We start from the raw sequence: 16,758 nt of genomic DNA, 5'->3' as shown, positions 1-16,758 counted from the left end.
CGCGGGCGGCCATGCAGGAGAAGACGCGCGCGAATCTCGAGGTCCGGCTCGTGACGAATGCGGCGAGATTATGCGCGAGAGTCGCGGGCGGTGAAAAGGCCGGAGGTTCGCCGGCGCCGGGCTGGGGGCGTCCGGAAGTCGTCGGGAGCCCGCGCGGGCGGCGTTTTCATGGTCCCCGCCGACCTGCTAGCCTCTTGCGCGCTCGCGCTGAGTCCACCCGAACCGGAGCCCGCCATGACCGACGCCACCGCCACCGTGCGCATCCGGCCGCTCGACGAACTGGACCTGAACGGCATCGTCCGCATTGACGAGCGGATCACCGGCAGGTACCAGCCCGAACTGTGGGAGCAGCGCGTCATGTTCTACGTGCGGCGCGACCCGGGCGCCTCGCAGGTGGCCGAGGTGGACGGCAAGGTCGTCGGCTTCATGCTCGGCGACTGCCGCGCCGGCGAGTTCGGGCTCGAGGCTCCGAGCGGCTGGATCGAGCGCTTCGGCATCGATCCCGACCACCGCGGCCGCGATCTCGGCCGCCGGATGTTCGAAGCCATGTGCCGCCATTTCAAGGCCGAGGGCGCGAGCAGCGTCCGCACCCTGGTGGACCGCAACGACGCCTCGCTCGCCGGATTCCTGAAGGCGATCGGCTTCGGCGAGTCCCCGCTCACCGCGCTCGAACGGGCCATCTGAGAGGAAGAGGAACGAGCAGCCATGATCAAGGTCGAAAACCTCGAGCTGCCGAAGCGTTACCACGACGCGGTCGAGCACTGGCAGCGGCACAACTTCAAGGACTACGACGTCCTGCTCAGGTACTGGGACAAGTTCTTCCCCAAGGACGAGGCGTTCTGCCTGTGCGCCAAGATGGAGATCGGCACGACCGACGTGGTGCAGGTCGGCGAGTTCAAGGGCGAGAAGAAGCGCGTCAAGCCCGACGAGATGACCCCCGAGCAGGCGAAGCACCTGCTGGCGATCATCAAGGCGCAGGCTTCGACCGAGTTCGGCTCGATCCAGCAGCACGCCGGCACCGTGGACCGCGCGCCCGAGGACGAGGACAAGTTCTGGACCATGCGCGTCATGGCCGAGGAGCTGCGCCACGGCTACCAGATGCTGCACCTGCTGCTTTCCGAGGACTGGTCGCACGTCTCCGGCGGCGTGACCGGCGAGCAGATGGTCGAGGAGATCCTGTCCATGACCACGGGCAGCCACGTCCTCGACGCCTTCAACCTCGACTACGACTCGTACACCGACAACGTCGTGTTCGCCGCGTGCATTGACCGGGTCGGCAAGTACCAGCTGACGATGCAGAAGGTCTGCGCGTACAAGCCGATGGCCGACAGCATGCCGCCCATGCTGCGCGAGGAGGCGTTCCATCTCGCCGCCGGCGTGATCCCGATGCGCCGCTGGGCGCAGAAGGCGGCGCAGGGCAGCGTGTTCGTGACCATGACGATGATGCAGCACGCGCTCAACAAGTGGGTCCCGCGCGGCCTCGAGATGTTCGGCGACGAGCGCGGCGGCGACACCAACGTGAAGTTCGGATTCAAGGACATGAAGAACGACGAGGCCTCGTCGGCCTACCACGACGAGGTCGTGAAGATGGTGCACGACATCAACACGCGCTACCTGCGCGCGCGCTTCCCCGACATGACGCCGGACAAGTGCGAGCAGGTGCTGGCCGAACTCGCGCGTTCGCGCGGCACGCACCAGGGCGTGGCGTGGTCCGACCTGCTGCGCGTGCCGGACAAGCGGTTCTTCCGGCGCAAGGGCGTGCACGCGTTCCAGATGATCGGCATGGACGGCGAGACGTTCGCGAGCGCCGACGAATACCTGCGCTACCTGGCGAAGAACCTCAACGAGGGTTACGTCGCGAGCCGCGACCTGCGCATGTACGCCGAGGCCCTGGCGAAGGTGGCCGCGGGCGAGCTGTCGGTCGAGGACGCGGTGCGGTCCATGCCCAAGCTCAAGCGCGTGGGCGGAACCTGCCCGTGCAGCAAGGGCGTGCGATGGGTGATGGAGGACGCGGGCGGCGAGCAGACGACCGTCGCCGTGCGCTGAGCGCGACGACCGGGGGATCGCCGGCCCGGACCGCGTCCGGGCCGGCGATTTGCGTATGCGGACTGCCCGGCGCGGGCTAGCATTCTCCGCAGGCACTCCACCCTCAGGGAGGTTCCATGCGCCCGCTCCCCTTCGCCGCGCCCGCGCTGCTGCTCCTCTCCCTCGCCGCGCAGGCCCTTGCCGCGCCGCCTTCGAGCCCGCTGCATTCGCACGCGCGGCCACCCCGCCACGGCGTCGTCCTCGTCGCGCTGCGCGCGGGCACGACGCTCGAGGACGCGCCGGGCGGCGCGCTGCGCGTCCGCGAGCCGGCGCTCGCCGCGGCGCTCGGGCGCTTCGGCCTCGCGCACGCCCGCCGGCTCGTGCGTGGCGGCTCGGGCGCCGGGCGTCCCGAGTACTTCTCGCTGCGCAGCGACGCGGCGGACTTCGATCCACGCGCCGCCGCCGCGGCGCTGCGGGCGCAACCGGGCGTGCTCGCCGCGGCGCCCGACCTGAACCTTTCGCTTCACCTCGTGCCCAACGATCCCCACCTGCCGACCCAGTGGCATCTCGGCACCAGCGTCGCGGCGGTGCGTGCCCGGCCGGCGTGGGACCTCGAGACCGGCTCGCCGAACGTGCCCATCGGCATCGTGGACACCGGCGTGGACGTCGCGCATCCCGACCTCGCGGCCAAGATCTGGCACAACCTGGGCGAGATCCCGGCGAACGGGCTCGATGACGACGGCAACGGCTACGTGGACGACGTGACCGGCTGGGATTTCGGCGACGGCGACGCCGATCCGAGCCCGACTCCGATGATCGATCCGGTCGCCGGCGTGGACGTCGGCTGGCACGGCACGTTCGTCGCGGGGCTGGCCGCGGCGGCCACCAACAACGGCGACGGCATCGCCGGCGTCGCCTGGGGCTGCCCGGTGATGCCGCTCAAGGTCGCCGACGCGGCCGGCGACATTCCCCTCTCGGCGGTGACGGAAGCCGTTGGTTACGCGATCGACAACGGCGCTTCGGTGCTCAACTTCAGCCTCGGCACCTCCGACACCACCGCGCTCGCGTTCTTCCAGCCGCTCATGACGGCGGCGTTCGACGCCGGCATCGTGTGCGTGGCGTCGGCCGGCAACGACGGCGTGGACACGCGCAGTTTTCCGGCCGCCTGCGACAGCGTGCTGTCGGTGGCGGCGACCAACTCCGCGAACAACCGTGCGGACTGGTCCAACTGGGGCGACTGGGTGGACATCGCGGCACCCGGCGAATCGGTGTGGTCGAGCATCGCCCGCAACTACGTCTACGACGACGTGAGCCAGATCTTCTTCGAGATCCTCTGGTACTGGGACACGATCAATCCCTACATGTACAACGACGGCACGTCGTTCTCCTCGCCGATCGTCGCGGGCGCGGCGGCGCTCGTGCGCTCGCGCTTTCCCGCCCTCGGGCCCTGGCAGGTCCAGCGCCAGCTCGTCCTGAACGGCGACGCGCGCACGTACGACAACCCGATCGGCCCACGCCTCAACATCGAGCACGCGCTGCAGGCTCCGCTCGACGCGGCGTCCGCGGCCTCCGCGGCGCTCGCGTTCTCGCCGCCGTGGCCCAATCCGGCGGCGGGAACGGTGCGGCTCGCGTTCACGCTGCCGCGCGCGGGCCGCGCGACGCTGCGCGTGCTCGACGCGCAGGGCCGCCTCGTGCGCACGCTGCTCGACGGGACGCTGCCCGCGGGCGCGCACGCGGTGACGTGGGACGCGCGCGACGAGCGCGGCATGGCGGCCTCGCCGGGGCTCTACTTCGCCCGCATCGAGTCCGCCGGCGTCGCCGGCACGCGGCGCATCGCGCGGGTGCGCTGAGCCGGAGCGGGTTCGCGCCGGCGGCGCGGAGGGTCGGGAGGGCCCGGGGGGCGCTGCCGCGCCTCCCGGACCTTCGCACGACGAGCGCGGCGTCATCCGCGGGACGCGCGCGGCCGATAACGGCGGCGATCGGGCGCCGCTCGTGACAGCGCGCGCCCCGCGCGCCTATCATGCCGCGCTTCGAAGTCCGAACCCCATCACGCCGCGCCTCCCGGAGCCTGGATGCCCCCGCGCACCCCCCACGTCGCCTACTTCTGCATGGAATACGGCCTGCACGAGTCCTTCCCGATCTATTCGGGCGGGCTCGGGATCCTGGCCGGGGACTACATCAAGGAGGCGCGCGACCTGAAGATGCCGATGGTCGCGGTCGGGCTGCTGTGGGCCCGCGGCTACTGCGTGCAGCGCATCGGCGCCGACGGGCGGCCTTACGAGGAGTTCCCCGGCTTCGACGCGGGCTTCCTGCAGGACACGGGCGTGCGCGTTCGCGTTCGCGTGCGCGGCAAGGAGGTCCTGTGCCGCGTGTGGGTCACGGACCACTTCGGCCACTGCCCGCTCTATCTGATCGATCCCGAGAAGCACGAGGACCGCTGGATCACGCACCGCCTCTACGAGGCCGGCACGGACACCCGCATCGCGCAGGAGATGCTGCTCGGCATCGGCGGCACGCGGGCGCTGCAGTGGCTCGGCTACGACGTGCACACCTACCACTTCAACGAAGGCCACGCGGTGTTCGCCGGGATCGAGATGATCGCCGACCAGATGGAAGGCGGCGCCCCGTTCCCGACCGCGTGGGAATCGGTGCGCCGGCGCATCGTCTTCACCACCCACACCCCGGTCGTGGCGGGCAACGAGGTGCACGACCTCAAGGACCTGCGCCGCATGGGCGCCTGCCTGCAGCTTTCGGGCGCCGAGATGCGCGCCATCGGCGGCGACCCGTTCAACATGACCGTCGCGGGCCTGCGCCTGGCGCGCGCCGCGAACGCGGTCGCGCAGCTGCACGGCGAGACGGCGCGGGCGATGTGGAAGAACGTCGAGAACGCGGCCCCGATCGGGGCGATCACGAACGGGGTGCACCGCCCGACCTGGCAGTCGCCCGAGATCGCCGCGGCCGGCGACGATCCGGACCGGCTGTGGCAGGCGCACGTCATCGGCAAGCGGGCGCTGCTCGAAGAAGTGGACCGGCGCCACAACGTCGAGCTCGACCCGAAGGCGCTGCTCGTCGGCTTCGCCCGGCGCGCCGCGAGCTACAAGCGCAGCGACCTCATCCTGCGCGACGAGGCCAGGCTCGAGCGGCTGCTCGAGAAGCACAGCGTGCGCGTCCTGTTCGCCGGCAAGGCGCACCCCGACGACGCGACCGGCCGCGACATCGTCGCCCGGCTCGTGGCGGGCGCGAAGCGGCACCCGGGCAAGGTGCTGTTTCTGGAGAACTACGACATGTCGCTCGGCCGGCTGCTGACGCGCGGCTGCGACGTGTGGCTCAACAACCCGGTGCGGCCGCTCGAGGCGAGCGGCACCTCGGGCATGAAGGCGGCGATGAACGGCGTGCTCAACGTCAGCATTCTCGACGGCTGGTGGCCGGAGGCCTGCGAGGACGGCGTCAACGGCTGGGCCATCGGCAAGGGCGAGCCCGGCGACGACGCGCGCGACCTGGAGGCGCTCTACGACACGCTCGAGCAGAAGGTGCTGCCCGCCTGGAACGATCCGCCGCGCTGGCGCCGCATGATGGCCGCCAGCGTCGAGATGGCGACGACGAAGTTCAGCATGACGCGCATGATGCGCGAGTACTTCGAGCGCCTCTACGGGCTGGAGGCGGGAGCCGCCCAGGCCGGTGGCGGGGCGGCCGGCACGATTCCGGGTGCCGGATCGCCGGGGCTCCGGTAGACTTTCCGCCATGCCGATCCGCTCCGACCGTTCGTATCGCCGCTCCTATCCCCGCGCGGGGACGGGACCGGACGTGCGCGCGTAAGCGGCGCCCACCAGGAACCCGTCTCCGCCACCGCGGAGGCGGGTTTTTTTCGTCGCCCGCCGCCGCTCCGGGAGGACTCATGCCGAGGGAAACCATCGCCGCCGTGCGCGGCGCCGTGTCGGTGCGCGCGAACACGCGCGCGGCCATCCAGGAGGCGACGTCGCGCCTGCTCGTGGAACTGCTCGGGCGCAACCGGCTCGCGCCGTCGGCGATCGTGAGCGCGCTCTTCACGACGACCCCGGACCTGACGGCCGACTTCCCGGCGCACGCCGCGCGGCGGCTCGGCTGGACCGACGTGCCGCTCCTCGGCGCGACCGAGAGCGACGTGCCCGGCGCGCCCGCGCGCATCGTGCGCGTGCTCGTGACGGCGCGCGTGCGCGGCCGCGCACCGCGACTCGAGCCCGTCTACCTGGACGGGGCCGCCGCGCTGCGGCCCGACCTCGCCGGGAGCGCGGCGGGCGCGGGCACCGGGCGGCGCGGCCGGGCCCGTCCGGCGCCGTGGCGCATCGCGCTCATCGGGCTCGGGCTGATCGGCGGCTCCGCCGGGCTCGCGCTGGCGGGTCGCCCGCGCTGGCGGCGCATCGGCTTCGACGCCCGTTCCGCCGCGACGCGCGCGGCGCTGCGCGCGGGCGCGATTGACGAGGCGGCGCGCTCGCTCGCGTCCGCCTGCGCGGGCGCCGACCTCGCCCTGGTCGCGGTGCCGGTGGACGTGCTGCCCGGCGTGATCGCGCGCGTCGCGGCGGCGCTGCCGCGCGGCGCGGCGCTGCTGGATACCGGCAGCACCCGCGCCGACCTCGGCGGGGCGCTGCGCGCCGCCGCCGCGCGCGGGGTGCGCGCGTGCGGCGGACACCCGCTCGCGGGCAGCGAGGGGCGCGGGCTCGCGGGGGCGAAGGCCTCGCTCTTCCGGGGCGCGCCGTTCGCGCTGCTGCCGTGCGGTCGCGGCGTGCCGCGGCGGGTCCGCGCGCTGGTCGCCGATCTCGGCGGCGTGCCGCTCGTCGTCTCGCCGTCGGCGCACGACGCGGCGCTGGCGCGCACCAGCCACCTGCCGTGGGTCCTCGCGCGCGCGCTCGCACGCACCGGAGCGGCCGCGGCGCGCCGCCGGCTCGCCGGGCCGGGCTTCGCGGACATGACGCGCCTGGCAAGGAGCGATCCGCGCATGGCGCGCGCCTACGTCGCGGCGAACCACCGGAACGTCGCCGCCGCATGGCGCGAGCTGCGTCGTGAGATCGAGCGCGAACTCGCCGCGCTCGGTGCCGCACGACGCGTCCAGGGGCGGTGACGACTCCTTCCCCGCCGGAGGTCCCGACGGAGGTTCGCCGCGGCCGCCCCTGCCGGTGGCGGGACGCCCGGCACGATTCCCGTATCGGGACCCGCCCGTAGCGCCTAGACTGCCGCCGTCCGCGTCGCCGCGCTGCACCCGCGCACCGCATCGAGCCGGAAGCCACCGTTTTCCCGTCACCCGCACGTGAGAACAGGAGCTCCTCGATGGACTCGACCCAGGAAACGCCGCCCGCCCCCGTCCACGCGACCCACGCCCCGCTGGACCCGATCCGCGCCATGACCGACGGGTGGAACACCTTCAAGGCGAACCTGTGGACCTGTATCGGCGTCACGCTGGTGCTGATGGCGATCTTCGTCGTCGGACAGCTGATTCCGTTCGTGAACGTGCTGTTCCTGCTGCTCGTCGCGCCGGCCGTCGCCGCCGGCGGGGCGGGCTACTTCCTGCGCGGCTCCCGCGGAGAGCGGGCGTCCTTCGAGTCCGCGTTCGAAGGCTTCCAGCGCTGGGCGAGCGCGACCGGCGCGCTGGTGATCGTCAGCCTCGTGTCCATGCTGATCCTGCTGCCCGTCCTGCTCGCGATGTTCGGGGCCGCCGGGCTCGCCGCGATCGTGGAGCGGCAGCCCGGAGCGTCGCCCAACTTCCAGCCGGCCGGCTTCGGCCTGTTGTGGCTGGCGATGCTGGTGATCTACCCGCTCATGCTGTGGTGGTCGCTGCGCTCCGCCATGACGATCTTCGTGCTCATGGAACCCGAGCGTCCGGGCGCGATCGAATCCATCCGCCGTTCGTTCGCGCTCACGGCCGGCCGTTTCTGGAGGATCGTCGGATTCACGCTGCTCACCGTCCCCGTGATGCTGATCGGCGTGCTCGCCCTGTGCGTGGGGGTGATTCCCGCAGCCACCGTGACCTACTACGGCTGGGCGCACCTCTACCGGCAATTGCGCGAGCGGACCTGAGCCTCAGTCGGCGGTCGCGATCTGCTCGAGGGCCGCGACGTACTCGTCGGGCAGGCGGTGGTGCCGGGCGCCGGAGAGGATCGTGTCCCGATAGCGGCGCGAAGGCGGCGCCGGGTTCGCCGGCCGCGCGAGGTAGCAGGCCGCGCGCACGCGGCGCGGAATCGAGCCGTCGTCGGGCCGGATCAGGTCCACGAACACCGGCAGGCGGTCGTACAGGTTGTGCTGGTCGTCCGGCCCCCGGTAGCCCTCGTAGCGGTCGAGCGACGCGAGGTGCGCTTCGCTGAGATCGAAGACCATGCCCCAGACGTTCGCGCCGTGCGAGGGCACGACGCTCGCGACGCCGCCGCCCCAGTCGTGCGACGTGAGTGGGAACGCGAGACGGTGGTCGCGCAGCACGCCCATGCCGACGACCGTGTGCCCCGGGCAGCGGCTCTGCATCTGCTCGGTACTCAGGTTGGAACCGTAGGCGAAGTAGAGCATCCGACTCCCCGGTGCGCGGGCTCGTGACCGCCGCGGAGGATAACCAAAACACCCGCGGCCCGGGATGGCCGAGTTGCCCGGTCGCGCGACGGCGGCGCCGCCGCGGCGATCCATGCTCTCGCGGCCTCCGGCTGGCGGACCTGGAACCGGTGGGGCTAAGGTGCCGGTTCCGCACCGCATTCCTCTCCGCCTCGACTGGAGTACGCGATGTCCGTCGATTTCCTCGCATTCGGTCCGCATCCCGACGACGCCGAGATCGGCTGCGGCGGGCTGCTCCGCAAGATGAAGCGCTACGGTCACACCACCGGCATCATTGATCTGACGACCGGGGACATGGGCTGGGGCACGCCGGAGATCCGCGCCGGCGAGAGTGCCGCCGCCGCGAAACTGCTTCAGCTCGACGTGCGCGAGACCCTCGATTTCGGCGACTGCCGGGTCGAGGACACGTTCGAACGCCGCTGTGCGATCGCCGGCGTGCTCCGACGGCATCGCCCGCAGATCGTGCTGGCGCCCTACTACGACCTGCCGATCGGGCGTGGCCTGGGGCACAACGATCATTACAAGTCGGGCCAGATCGTCGCGAACGCCTACAACCTCGCGCACCTCGCGAAGGCGCCGGTCGAAGGGGAGCCCCACCAGGCCAAGGCGATCTACTTCTACTTCATCCCCCCGGGGCACATGCCCACGTTCATCGTGGACATCTCCGACGACTACGGCGACTGGCTCGCGGCCGTGGACTGCCACAAGAGCCAGTTCTACAACCCCGATCGTCCCCGCCCCGCGCACCTGCCGCACCCGCGCGAGGCGTTCGAGGCGAACGCGCGCTACTGGGGATGGCAGATCGGGGCGAAGTTCGGCCAGGCGTACATCGCCGCGTCGCCGCTCAAGGTGGACGATCCGCTCACGCTCGTGCAGACGGTGATCCCACGGCCCTGAGACTTCCGCGCCCCGGCCCCGCGGCGGCCGCCCTGCTCGCCGTCGCGCTCCTCGGCCGGCCGGGCGCGGCGCCGCGTGCGTGGGCGGCGACCGCCGAAGACGACGCCGCGGCGTTGCGGCACGCCGAGGCCGAATACCACGGGCACCTCCTGCGCGACCGTCCCGACCTCGCCACGCGTTTCGGCGTGCGCGGCGCCGAGTCGAGGCTCGTGCCCGTGACCGAGGCGACGCTGCGCAGCGATCCGGCCTGGCTCACGCGCCTGGCGTCGCGGCTCGCGGCGCTGGACGGCCGGCGACTGACGGCGCGCGAAGCTGCGCGCCTCGACTCGCTGCGCGCGCAGGTGGCGCGCGAGCTCGCGCCGCACGAGAGCGGCGCGTGGGCGCGCGACCCCGCGCTCTACCTCGAGCTCGGACCCGGCGCGGTGTTCGAGTCCGCGAGACTGCGCGGCGCCGGCGCCTGCGCGCGCACGCGCCACGCCACGCGGCGGATGCGCGCGCTGCCCGAAGTGCTGCGCGCCGCGCGCGTCACGCTGCGCGCCCTTCCGGTCGCCAACGCGGCCGTCGCCGAGTCCCTCGCGGCGCCCTGGCGTGCCGCGATGGACTCGCTGCGCGCCCTTCCCGCGCGGCTCGCGGCCTGCCGCGAGCCCTCGCGGGAAGCCGACCTCGTCGAGGCCGATTCGCTCGCGATCGCGGCCTGCGGGCGATTCGTGCGATTCCTGCGCGAGGAACGCGCCGGTGCCGGTGCGGGCGACTGAAATTTCACGCGCCGGCCGGCAAATGCGTTGACGCGTCCCGCGTCCGCCCCTAAGTTTCGACGTTGAAGTCTCCGATACCATGGACGGAATCGGTGCCCTCCCCGCGAGGGGAGATTCAGGAGGAGCTCATGATGTTCCGCGCGCTGCGCATGCTGGGCGTGTCGTTCCTGCTCGCCCTGCTGGCCGGCACGGCCACGATGGCCGACGCCGCCACCCGTCAGACCACCCGCTCCGGACAGACGAGCCTGACCGCCACCGCGAAATCCGCGGCCCGTGCGACCAAGCGGCGGGTTCGCCGCCGTGCCCGGCGCCCGCCGCCGGGCGGTGTCTACGCGCGCAACGCCATTCTCGTGGATCCGGGAACGGGAGAAGTCCTGTTCGCCAAGAACAGCGACCGGCAGGTGCCCATCGCCAGCCTGACGAAGCTCATGACCGCGCTCGTCTTCCTAGAGCAGAAGCCGGCGCTCGATCGCGAGGTCGAGGTGACGGCGGTCGAGCTCGACGGCGCGGGCCACACCCAGCTGCGCCGCGGCGACCGCGTGGCGCTCGGCGACCTGCTGCACATGAGCCTCATGTCCTCGGACAACGTCGCGACGCGCGTGCTCGCGCGCGAGGCGGGCCTGACGGCCGGCGAGTTCGTCGCGCGCATGAACCGCAAGGCGGCCGAGCTCGGACTGCAGGACACGCGGTTCGTCGAGTTCACGGGCCTCGACGAGCGCAACGTCTCGACCGCGGCCGACGTCGCGCGGCTCCTGCACGCGGCGGCCCACGAACCGCTGATCCAGGAAATCACCACGACGCGGCAGTACCAGTTCGCGACCGGCCGCCGCATGCACGCCGTTCACAACACGAACCGCATGCTTTACGGCCGCTACGAGATCCTCGGCGGCAAGACGGGCTTCATCCTCGAGGCGGGCTACTGCTTCGCGACCTGGGTGCGCACCCAGGGCCGCGACCTGATCGCGGTTGTCCTCGGCGCGCCGACGAACGCCACGCGATTCGCCGACACGGTGCGGCTGCTGCAGAAGTCCACCGCCCCGGCCGGCGCCCACGCCGGCACGTGACGTGACGCCGTCCGGCGAGCGCTGGCGCGGGATCCTCACGGGGCTCGCGGCCGGGCTGGCCGGCGGACTGTTCGGCGTCGGCGGCGGCATCGTGCTCGTGCCGATGCTGACCGGCCTGTTCTCGCTGACCCAGCACGAGGCGCACGGCACCTCGCTCGCCGCAGTCGGCGCGACCGCGGTCGCGGGCCTGATCGTCTACGCGGCCGGCGGCCACGTCGCATGGGTGATCGGCGCGATCATGGCGGTCACGAGCGTGCTGTGCGCGCGCCTGGGCGCGCGCCTCGCGGCACGGACGAGTCGCGTGGCGCTCACGCGGGCCTTCGCGGTGCTGCTCGCGATCGTCGCCGCGCGGCTGTTCTGGCGTACGCCCATGCACACGGGTGCTCCGCTGCTCGCGGGGGTGGCGGGCGCGCTGGTCGCCATGCTCGTGGGCGCGGCCGTCGGGCTGCTTTCCGGCTTCATGGGCGTGGGTGGCGGGCTGCTCGCGGTGCCGGCCCTCGCGCTGCTCTTCGGCGCCCCCCAGCAGACGGCGCAGGGCACCTCCCTCGCGCTGATCCTCGCCACCGCGCCGGTCGGCGCCATCGAACACCACCGCCACGGCAACGTCGTGCCCCGCCTGGTGCCGTGGCTGGCGCTGGGCGCGATCGTCGGGGCGCCGCTGGCTTCCGCCCTCGCCCTGCGGCTGCCGCAGGCGGTGCTGGCGCGCGCTTTCGCGGTCTTCCTGCTCGCGAACGCGGTCCAGACCTGGGCGCGGGTCGCCCGCGCGAGGGGTTAGCCGGGGTCGGGAGGCCGCCCCTTCCGGCGGGCCGGGAAGCGTCGTGCAGTTTGCCCGGACTCGACCTCGTTTTCGGGGCATGAACATCGTTGCGTTCGCAAGACTTGGCCTTGAGGCAGGGCCGCCCCGTGGCCTATCCTTGAGTCCGTTACAACCTTCGTATCAGTCACAGCGTGCGCGGCCCCGGCCACGCACATCCGGCGCGGGACGTCGGCCACCCCCCGAGTGCGCCCACCCCAACGGGATCGCATCTCGCATCGCAGCCCACAGGAGATCCCCGATGAAGAAGCTTGTGACCACGCTCCTCACGGTCGCGGCCGTCGCCCTCGTGGCGACCGCCTCGTTCGCGGCCAGCGCCGTGCGCATCAGCCAGGTCTATGGCGGCGGCGGCGGCAGCGGCACCTACACCAACGATTACGTCGAGCTCTTCAACTCGAGCGCCGTTCCCGTGGACATGAGCGGCTGGGCGCTGGAATACGGCTCGGCGACCGGCAACTGGGGCAGCTCGTCGGGCAACTACTTCGTCCTGCCGGCCGGCACGATCATCCAGCCCTGCTCCTATCTGCTGATCCAGACCGGCTCGGCCGGCACCGCCGGCGAGGCGCTTCCGGTGACGCCGGACCTCGTCACCGCTTCGATCAACGCCGGTCAGACGAACGGCAAGATCGGCCTGTTCACGGCGCTGCAGGCGAACGTCGCGTGCACGTCGGTTCCCGCGGGCGTCACGGTGGACAAGGTCTCGTACGGCACGGCCAACTGCTGGGAAGGCGCGGCTGCGTGCGGCGCGCTGACCAACACGACGGTGGCGGTGCGCGCCAACGGCGGCCTGACGGACACCGACGAGAATGGCGCCGACTTCGCCCCCGTCGCCGCCGGCCCGATCATGCACAACGCGGCTTCGGGCGCGAACGCGGCCTGCCTCGCGACCCCGTCCATGAAGGGCACCTGGGGCGCGCTGAAGTCCATTTACCGCTAGTACCCGAAGCACGACGCTTCGCTCGCAGCACCGAAACCCCGCCCGACCCGGGCGGGGTTTCGGCTTTCCACGCTGGCGCCGCCAAGGGCCTGCGCCCGGGGCGCTTGCGCGGCGGGCCGAGAGGACGCTTCAGAACGACGCAGCAGCAGCCGATTTGCAGGGGGAACCCCCCGAGCGGCGGCGCCGTCCGCCGGAGCCGAAACGACTTCGCTCTCCCCACGACACGGAGTCCTCCATGCCGCGTCCCGCCCGCAACCGGACCCTGCAGGCGAAACGCCCGCCACGCGCCCTGCGCGCCACGAGCGCGCTCGATGCTCCGCTTTCGCGCGAGCGCGAGGCGCCGCGTGCGGGAGCGGGTCAGGCGCCCGCTTCGGCGCTGCCGGCCGAGGTCGCGCGCCAGTCGCAGCGCGAGCTGGACCGCCTGCGCCGCCTGCCCGCCGGCGCGCCCGAAGCGGGACAGATCCGCACCTACCTGCAATGGCTGTGGTCCATGCCGTGGGAGTCGCTGGTTTCCGAGGAGGCCGACCTGCCGCACGTCGAGTCCGTGCTCGACCACGACCAGCTCGGCATGCACAAGGCCAAGGAGCGGATCGTCGAGTACCTCGCGGTGCGGCGGCTCAAGCCCGACCTGCCCGGGCCGGCGCTGTGCCTTGTCGGCCCGCCCGGCACCGGCAAGTCGTCCATCGGCGCGACCGTCGCGCGCGCGCTCGCGCGGCCGTTCGCGCGCATCAGCGTCTCGGGCACCAGCGACGCGGCCGAGCTGATCGGCGACGCCCGCTCGGCGCCCGGCGCGCAGCCGGGCAAGATCGTCCGTGCGTTGCGCGAGGCGGGCGCGCGCAATCCGGTGCTGATGATCGACGGCATGGATCGCCTCGTCGGCGAAGGCGGGCTCGGAGTCGCCGAAGTGCTGCTCGAACTGCTCGACCCCGAATCGAGCGCCCACTTCACCGACCACTACCTCGGGCTTCCCATCGACCTGTCGCACGCGATCCTGCTGCTGTGCGCGAACCACCTCGAGCAGGTGCCCGACGCGCTGCAGGAGCGCATCGAGGTCATCGAGGTTCCCGGCTACAGCGAGGACGAAAAGATCGAGATCGCGCGCCGCTTCCTGATTCCCCGCCAGCTCGTCGAGCACGGCCTCGCGCCGCGCGATCTGGTGATCCAGGAGGATGCGCTGCGCGCGATGATCCGCCACTGGACGCTGGAGGCCGGCGTGCGCGGGCTCGTGCGCCAGCTGGCGACGGTCTGCCGGAAGGTCGCGCGCGCGCGCGTCATGGGACAGGGCCGGCGCCATCTCGTGACGCCGCCGAAGCTCGAGGGCTATCTCGGCAGCCGGTTGTTCCAGCCCGAGATGGCCGGCAAGGACGACGAGGTCGGCGTGGCGATGGGGCTGGCGTGGACGGCGGCCGGCGGCGAGATCCTCGTCGTCGAGGCGTTGCGCATGCCGGGCGCCGGCCGGGTGACGCTCACCGGGCAGCTCGGCGAAGTGATGCGCGAGTCGGTGCAGGCCGCGCACTCGTACGTGCGCTCGCGGGCGGACGACCTCGAGATCGAGGCCGAGGCGTTCAGCGGCAGCGACATCCACATTCATTTCCCCGCCGGCGGCGTGCCGAAGGACGGCCCCTCGGCGGGCATGACCGTCGGGCTCGTCATCGCCTCGGTCCTGAGCGACCGGCCGATCCGGCACGACGTGGCGCTCACCGGCGAGGTGAGCCTGCGCGGCAAAGTGCTCGTGGTGGGCGGCATGCGCGAGAAGGCGCTGGCGGCCTACCGCGCGGGCATCCGCATGCTGATCTTTCCGGCCGCCAACGTGAAGGATCTTGCCGACATTCCGGCCGACGTGCGGTCACGGCTCGAGCTGGTTCCGGTGGATTCCATGGACCAGGTGTTCGACCTCGCCCTGTCCCGCGTCATCGTGCCGCAGCGCGTCGGTTCGCAGTTCGTGATCCCGGGAGAGGAGCCGGCCGGGGAGGAACGCCCGGCGGACCTGACCGAGACCGGCCGCCGCCGCATCCTGGTGGACGACGAGGACGAGTAGCGAAGCGTCCGGCCGATCGGCGTGGAGCGCGTGCCCGTCGCGGGGCCGCCGACCGGCGTGGTTACGGTTCCTCGCCCGTGCCCTCGACGTCCTCGTCGCGAACCGCTCCGCCCCGATCAATCGCCTCGAGATAGTCGTCGAGGATCTCGCGCGCCTCGTCGAAGTCGCGCCCGGCGACCAGGATCTCGCCCCAGGCGGAGGTGGACCAGTCGCGCCGCACGTCGCCGTAACCCGGCAGGCTCGTGCTGCGCAGCACCGCGGTCACGCCGTTGTTCTCGAGAACTCCGCGCAGCAGCGCGCCCGATGCGGCGTCGGGCACCCGGTGAACCACCAGGACGTCGCCGGGATCCCGCGGGGGCTCGTCCGCCAGCGTGACGCGGCAGTCCGGGCAGGCGACCGTCTCGGGCCCGTATTCGGTTCCGCACTCCGGGCACCAGGGCACGGCGGTCAGGTCCGCGCCGGCGCCGCGTGGTGCGCGGCGAGGCGCCGGGCGGCCTCCTCGACGTCCTCGCGCCGCGTGCACATCGCCAGCCGCACCCAGTCGCCGAACGCCTCGCCGAACGCGGTGCCCGGCAGCGCCGCGACCCCGATCGCGAGCCACTGCTCGACGAGCGCCCAGACGTCTCCGTCGCCGCGCGCCTCGCGAATGTTCGCGAACGCGTAGAACGCGCCGAGCGGCACCGGCGTGTGGATCGCCGCGCAGTCGCGCAGCCCTCCCAGCAGCAGCCGGCGGCGTTCGTCGTAGGCGGAACGCATCGCCTCGACGCAGTCCTGCGGTCCGGCCACCGCCGCGAGCGCCGCGAGCTGGGTCGCGGGGAACACGCCGTGCGTCGTGTAGAAGGCGAGCAGCGGGCCGAAGACCGCGCGCATCGCGGGCGGCGCCACCACGTACCCCACCCGCCAGCCCGTCATGGCGTACGACTTGGAGAACGTGTAAACGCTGAGCGTCCGCTCGGCCATGCCGGGCAGCGACGCGAAGCTCACGTGTTTCGCGCCGTCGTAGAGCAGGTGCTCGTACGCTTCGTCGCTGATGATCCACAGGTCGCGCTCGCCGGCGACCGCCGCGAGCGCTTCGAGGTGCGCGCGTCCGAGCACCACGCCCGTCGGGTTGTTCGGCGTGTTGAGGTAGATGCCCTTCGTGTTCGGCGCGAGCGCCGCGCGCAGCCGGTCGGCGAACTCCGCGGGCGACCAGCCTCCCGGGCCGAGCTCGAGGTACACGGGCAGCGATCGCATCGAGGCGCCGGTGGCGAAGCCGACGAGCTTGGGCAGCGCCATCCAGTGCGGCGAGAGCACGAGCAGCTCGTCGCCGGCCGACAGCAGCGCCTGCATGGCGAGGAACAAACCGTGCGTTCCGCCGGCCGTGACGACGATGTCGTCGGGGTGGGCGGTCATGCGGTTCTCGCGTTCGAGCTTCGCGACCAGCGCCTCGCGCAGGCCGACATCGCCGCGCTGGTCCGGGTAGTGCGTCGCGCCATCGCGGGCCGCCTTCGCGAGCGCTTCGACGATGTGCGGGGGGGTGTCGAAGTCGGGTTCGCCGCGTTCGAGGTGCAGGATGCGCTCGCCGGCCTTCTCCCGCGCCTTCGCGGCGGCCATCACCCGGGCGAGATCGGAGGTCGCGTGCAGGACGGGGCGGTCGGCGATCAACTGGGGCATCGGCGGGC

15 protein-coding genes are annotated in these 16,758 nt (G+C 72.4%); 12 read left to right on the top strand and 3 right to left on the bottom strand.

The window, feature by feature from the left end; all coding sequences use genetic code 11:
* The first annotated feature begins 234 nt into the window (after positions 1 to 234).
* The 6 genes from IT347_12340 (at position 235) to IT347_12315 (ending at position 8,073) form a co-directional block, all read left to right on the top strand.
* The gene (locus IT347_12340) at positions 235 to 684 is read left to right on the top strand and encodes a GNAT family N-acetyltransferase (protein ID MCC6350367.1); all 450 of its coding nucleotides are present in this window, start codon (positions 235 to 237) and stop codon (positions 682 to 684) included.
* Between the two features lie 21 nt (positions 685 to 705).
* Positions 706 to 2,046 carry a phenylacetate-CoA oxygenase subunit PaaI gene (locus IT347_12335; GenBank protein MCC6350366.1) on the top strand — a complete coding sequence of 447 codons (1,341 nt, stop codon included), beginning with the start codon at positions 706 to 708 and terminating at the stop codon, positions 2,044 to 2,046.
* Positions 2,047 to 2,162: 116 nt separating this feature from the next.
* Positions 2,163 to 3,875, top strand: a complete 1,713-nt coding sequence (locus IT347_12330; protein MCC6350365.1) for a S8 family serine peptidase — start codon at positions 2,163 to 2,165, stop codon at positions 3,873 to 3,875.
* Between the two features lie 222 nt (positions 3,876 to 4,097).
* Complete coding sequence (glgP, locus tag IT347_12325; protein MCC6350364.1) at positions 4,098 to 5,756, top strand: alpha-glucan family phosphorylase; 1,659 nt, start codon at positions 4,098 to 4,100, stop codon at positions 5,754 to 5,756.
* A 164-nt stretch (positions 5,757 to 5,920) separates the two neighbouring features.
* Complete coding sequence (gene aroH, locus IT347_12320) at positions 5,921 to 7,120, top strand: chorismate mutase (GenBank protein ID MCC6350363.1); 1,200 nt, start codon at positions 5,921 to 5,923, stop codon at positions 7,118 to 7,120.
* Positions 7,121 to 7,326: 206 nt separating this feature from the next.
* Positions 7,327 to 8,073 (top strand): hypothetical protein, encoded by a 747-nt coding sequence (locus tag IT347_12315; GenBank protein ID MCC6350362.1) that lies wholly within the window; start codon positions 7,327 to 7,329, stop codon positions 8,071 to 8,073.
* A gap of 3 nt (positions 8,074 to 8,076) precedes the next feature.
* On the opposite strand, the gene IT347_12310 is transcribed toward IT347_12315, so the two are convergent.
* Positions 8,077 to 8,553: a gamma-glutamylcyclotransferase gene (locus IT347_12310; GenBank protein MCC6350361.1), complete on the bottom strand. Its 477-nt coding sequence runs from the start codon at positions 8,551 to 8,553 to the stop codon at positions 8,077 to 8,079.
* 207 nt (positions 8,554 to 8,760) lie between these two features.
* Between IT347_12310 and IT347_12305 the strand changes: the two genes are divergently transcribed.
* The 6 genes from IT347_12305 (at position 8,761) to IT347_12280 (ending at position 15,097) form a co-directional block, all read left to right on the top strand.
* Positions 8,761 to 9,489 carry a PIG-L family deacetylase gene (locus IT347_12305; protein MCC6350360.1) on the top strand — a complete coding sequence of 243 codons (729 nt, stop codon included), beginning with the start codon at positions 8,761 to 8,763 and terminating at the stop codon, positions 9,487 to 9,489.
* A gap of 113 nt (positions 9,490 to 9,602) precedes the next feature.
* Positions 9,603 to 10,244: a hypothetical protein gene (locus IT347_12300; GenBank protein MCC6350359.1), complete on the top strand. Its 642-nt coding sequence runs from the start codon at positions 9,603 to 9,605 to the stop codon at positions 10,242 to 10,244.
* A 128-nt stretch (positions 10,245 to 10,372) separates the two neighbouring features.
* Positions 10,373 to 11,308 (top strand): D-alanyl-D-alanine carboxypeptidase, encoded by a 936-nt coding sequence (locus IT347_12295; protein ID MCC6350358.1) that lies wholly within the window; start codon positions 10,373 to 10,375, stop codon positions 11,306 to 11,308.
* A 1-nt stretch (position 11,309) separates the two neighbouring features.
* A complete protein-coding gene (locus IT347_12290; protein MCC6350357.1) occupies positions 11,310 to 12,083 on the top strand; it encodes a sulfite exporter TauE/SafE family protein in 774 nt (257 codons plus the stop codon).
* A 280-nt stretch (positions 12,084 to 12,363) separates the two neighbouring features.
* Complete coding sequence (locus IT347_12285) at positions 12,364 to 13,059, top strand: lamin tail domain-containing protein (GenBank protein ID MCC6350356.1); 696 nt, start codon at positions 12,364 to 12,366, stop codon at positions 13,057 to 13,059.
* A gap of 235 nt (positions 13,060 to 13,294) precedes the next feature.
* Entirely contained in the window at positions 13,295 to 15,097 is a 1,803-nt protein-coding gene (locus IT347_12280) for an AAA family ATPase (GenBank protein ID MCC6350355.1), read from the top strand.
* Positions 15,098 to 15,158: 61 nt separating this feature from the next.
* On the opposite strand, the gene IT347_12275 is transcribed toward IT347_12280, so the two are convergent.
* The gene (locus tag IT347_12275) at positions 15,159 to 15,539 is read right to left on the bottom strand and encodes a hypothetical protein (GenBank protein MCC6350354.1); all 381 of its coding nucleotides are present in this window, start codon (positions 15,537 to 15,539) and stop codon (positions 15,159 to 15,161) included.
* A 5-nt stretch (positions 15,540 to 15,544) separates the two neighbouring features.
* On the bottom strand, positions 15,545 to 16,750 hold the full coding sequence (locus IT347_12270) for an aminotransferase class I/II-fold pyridoxal phosphate-dependent enzyme (GenBank protein MCC6350353.1): 1,206 nt from the start codon (positions 16,748 to 16,750) through the stop codon (positions 15,545 to 15,547).
* Positions 16,751 to 16,758: the final 8 nt, after the last annotated feature.

This window comes from Candidatus Eisenbacteria bacterium, from assembly GCA_020847735.1.
In the GTDB taxonomy this organism is placed as follows: Bacteria; Eisenbacteria; RBG-16-71-46; order RBG-16-71-46; family RBG-16-71-46; genus CAIXRL01.
Note: the sequence above shows the minus strand (reverse complement) of the source record. Positions and strands in the feature narration are given on the sequence as shown.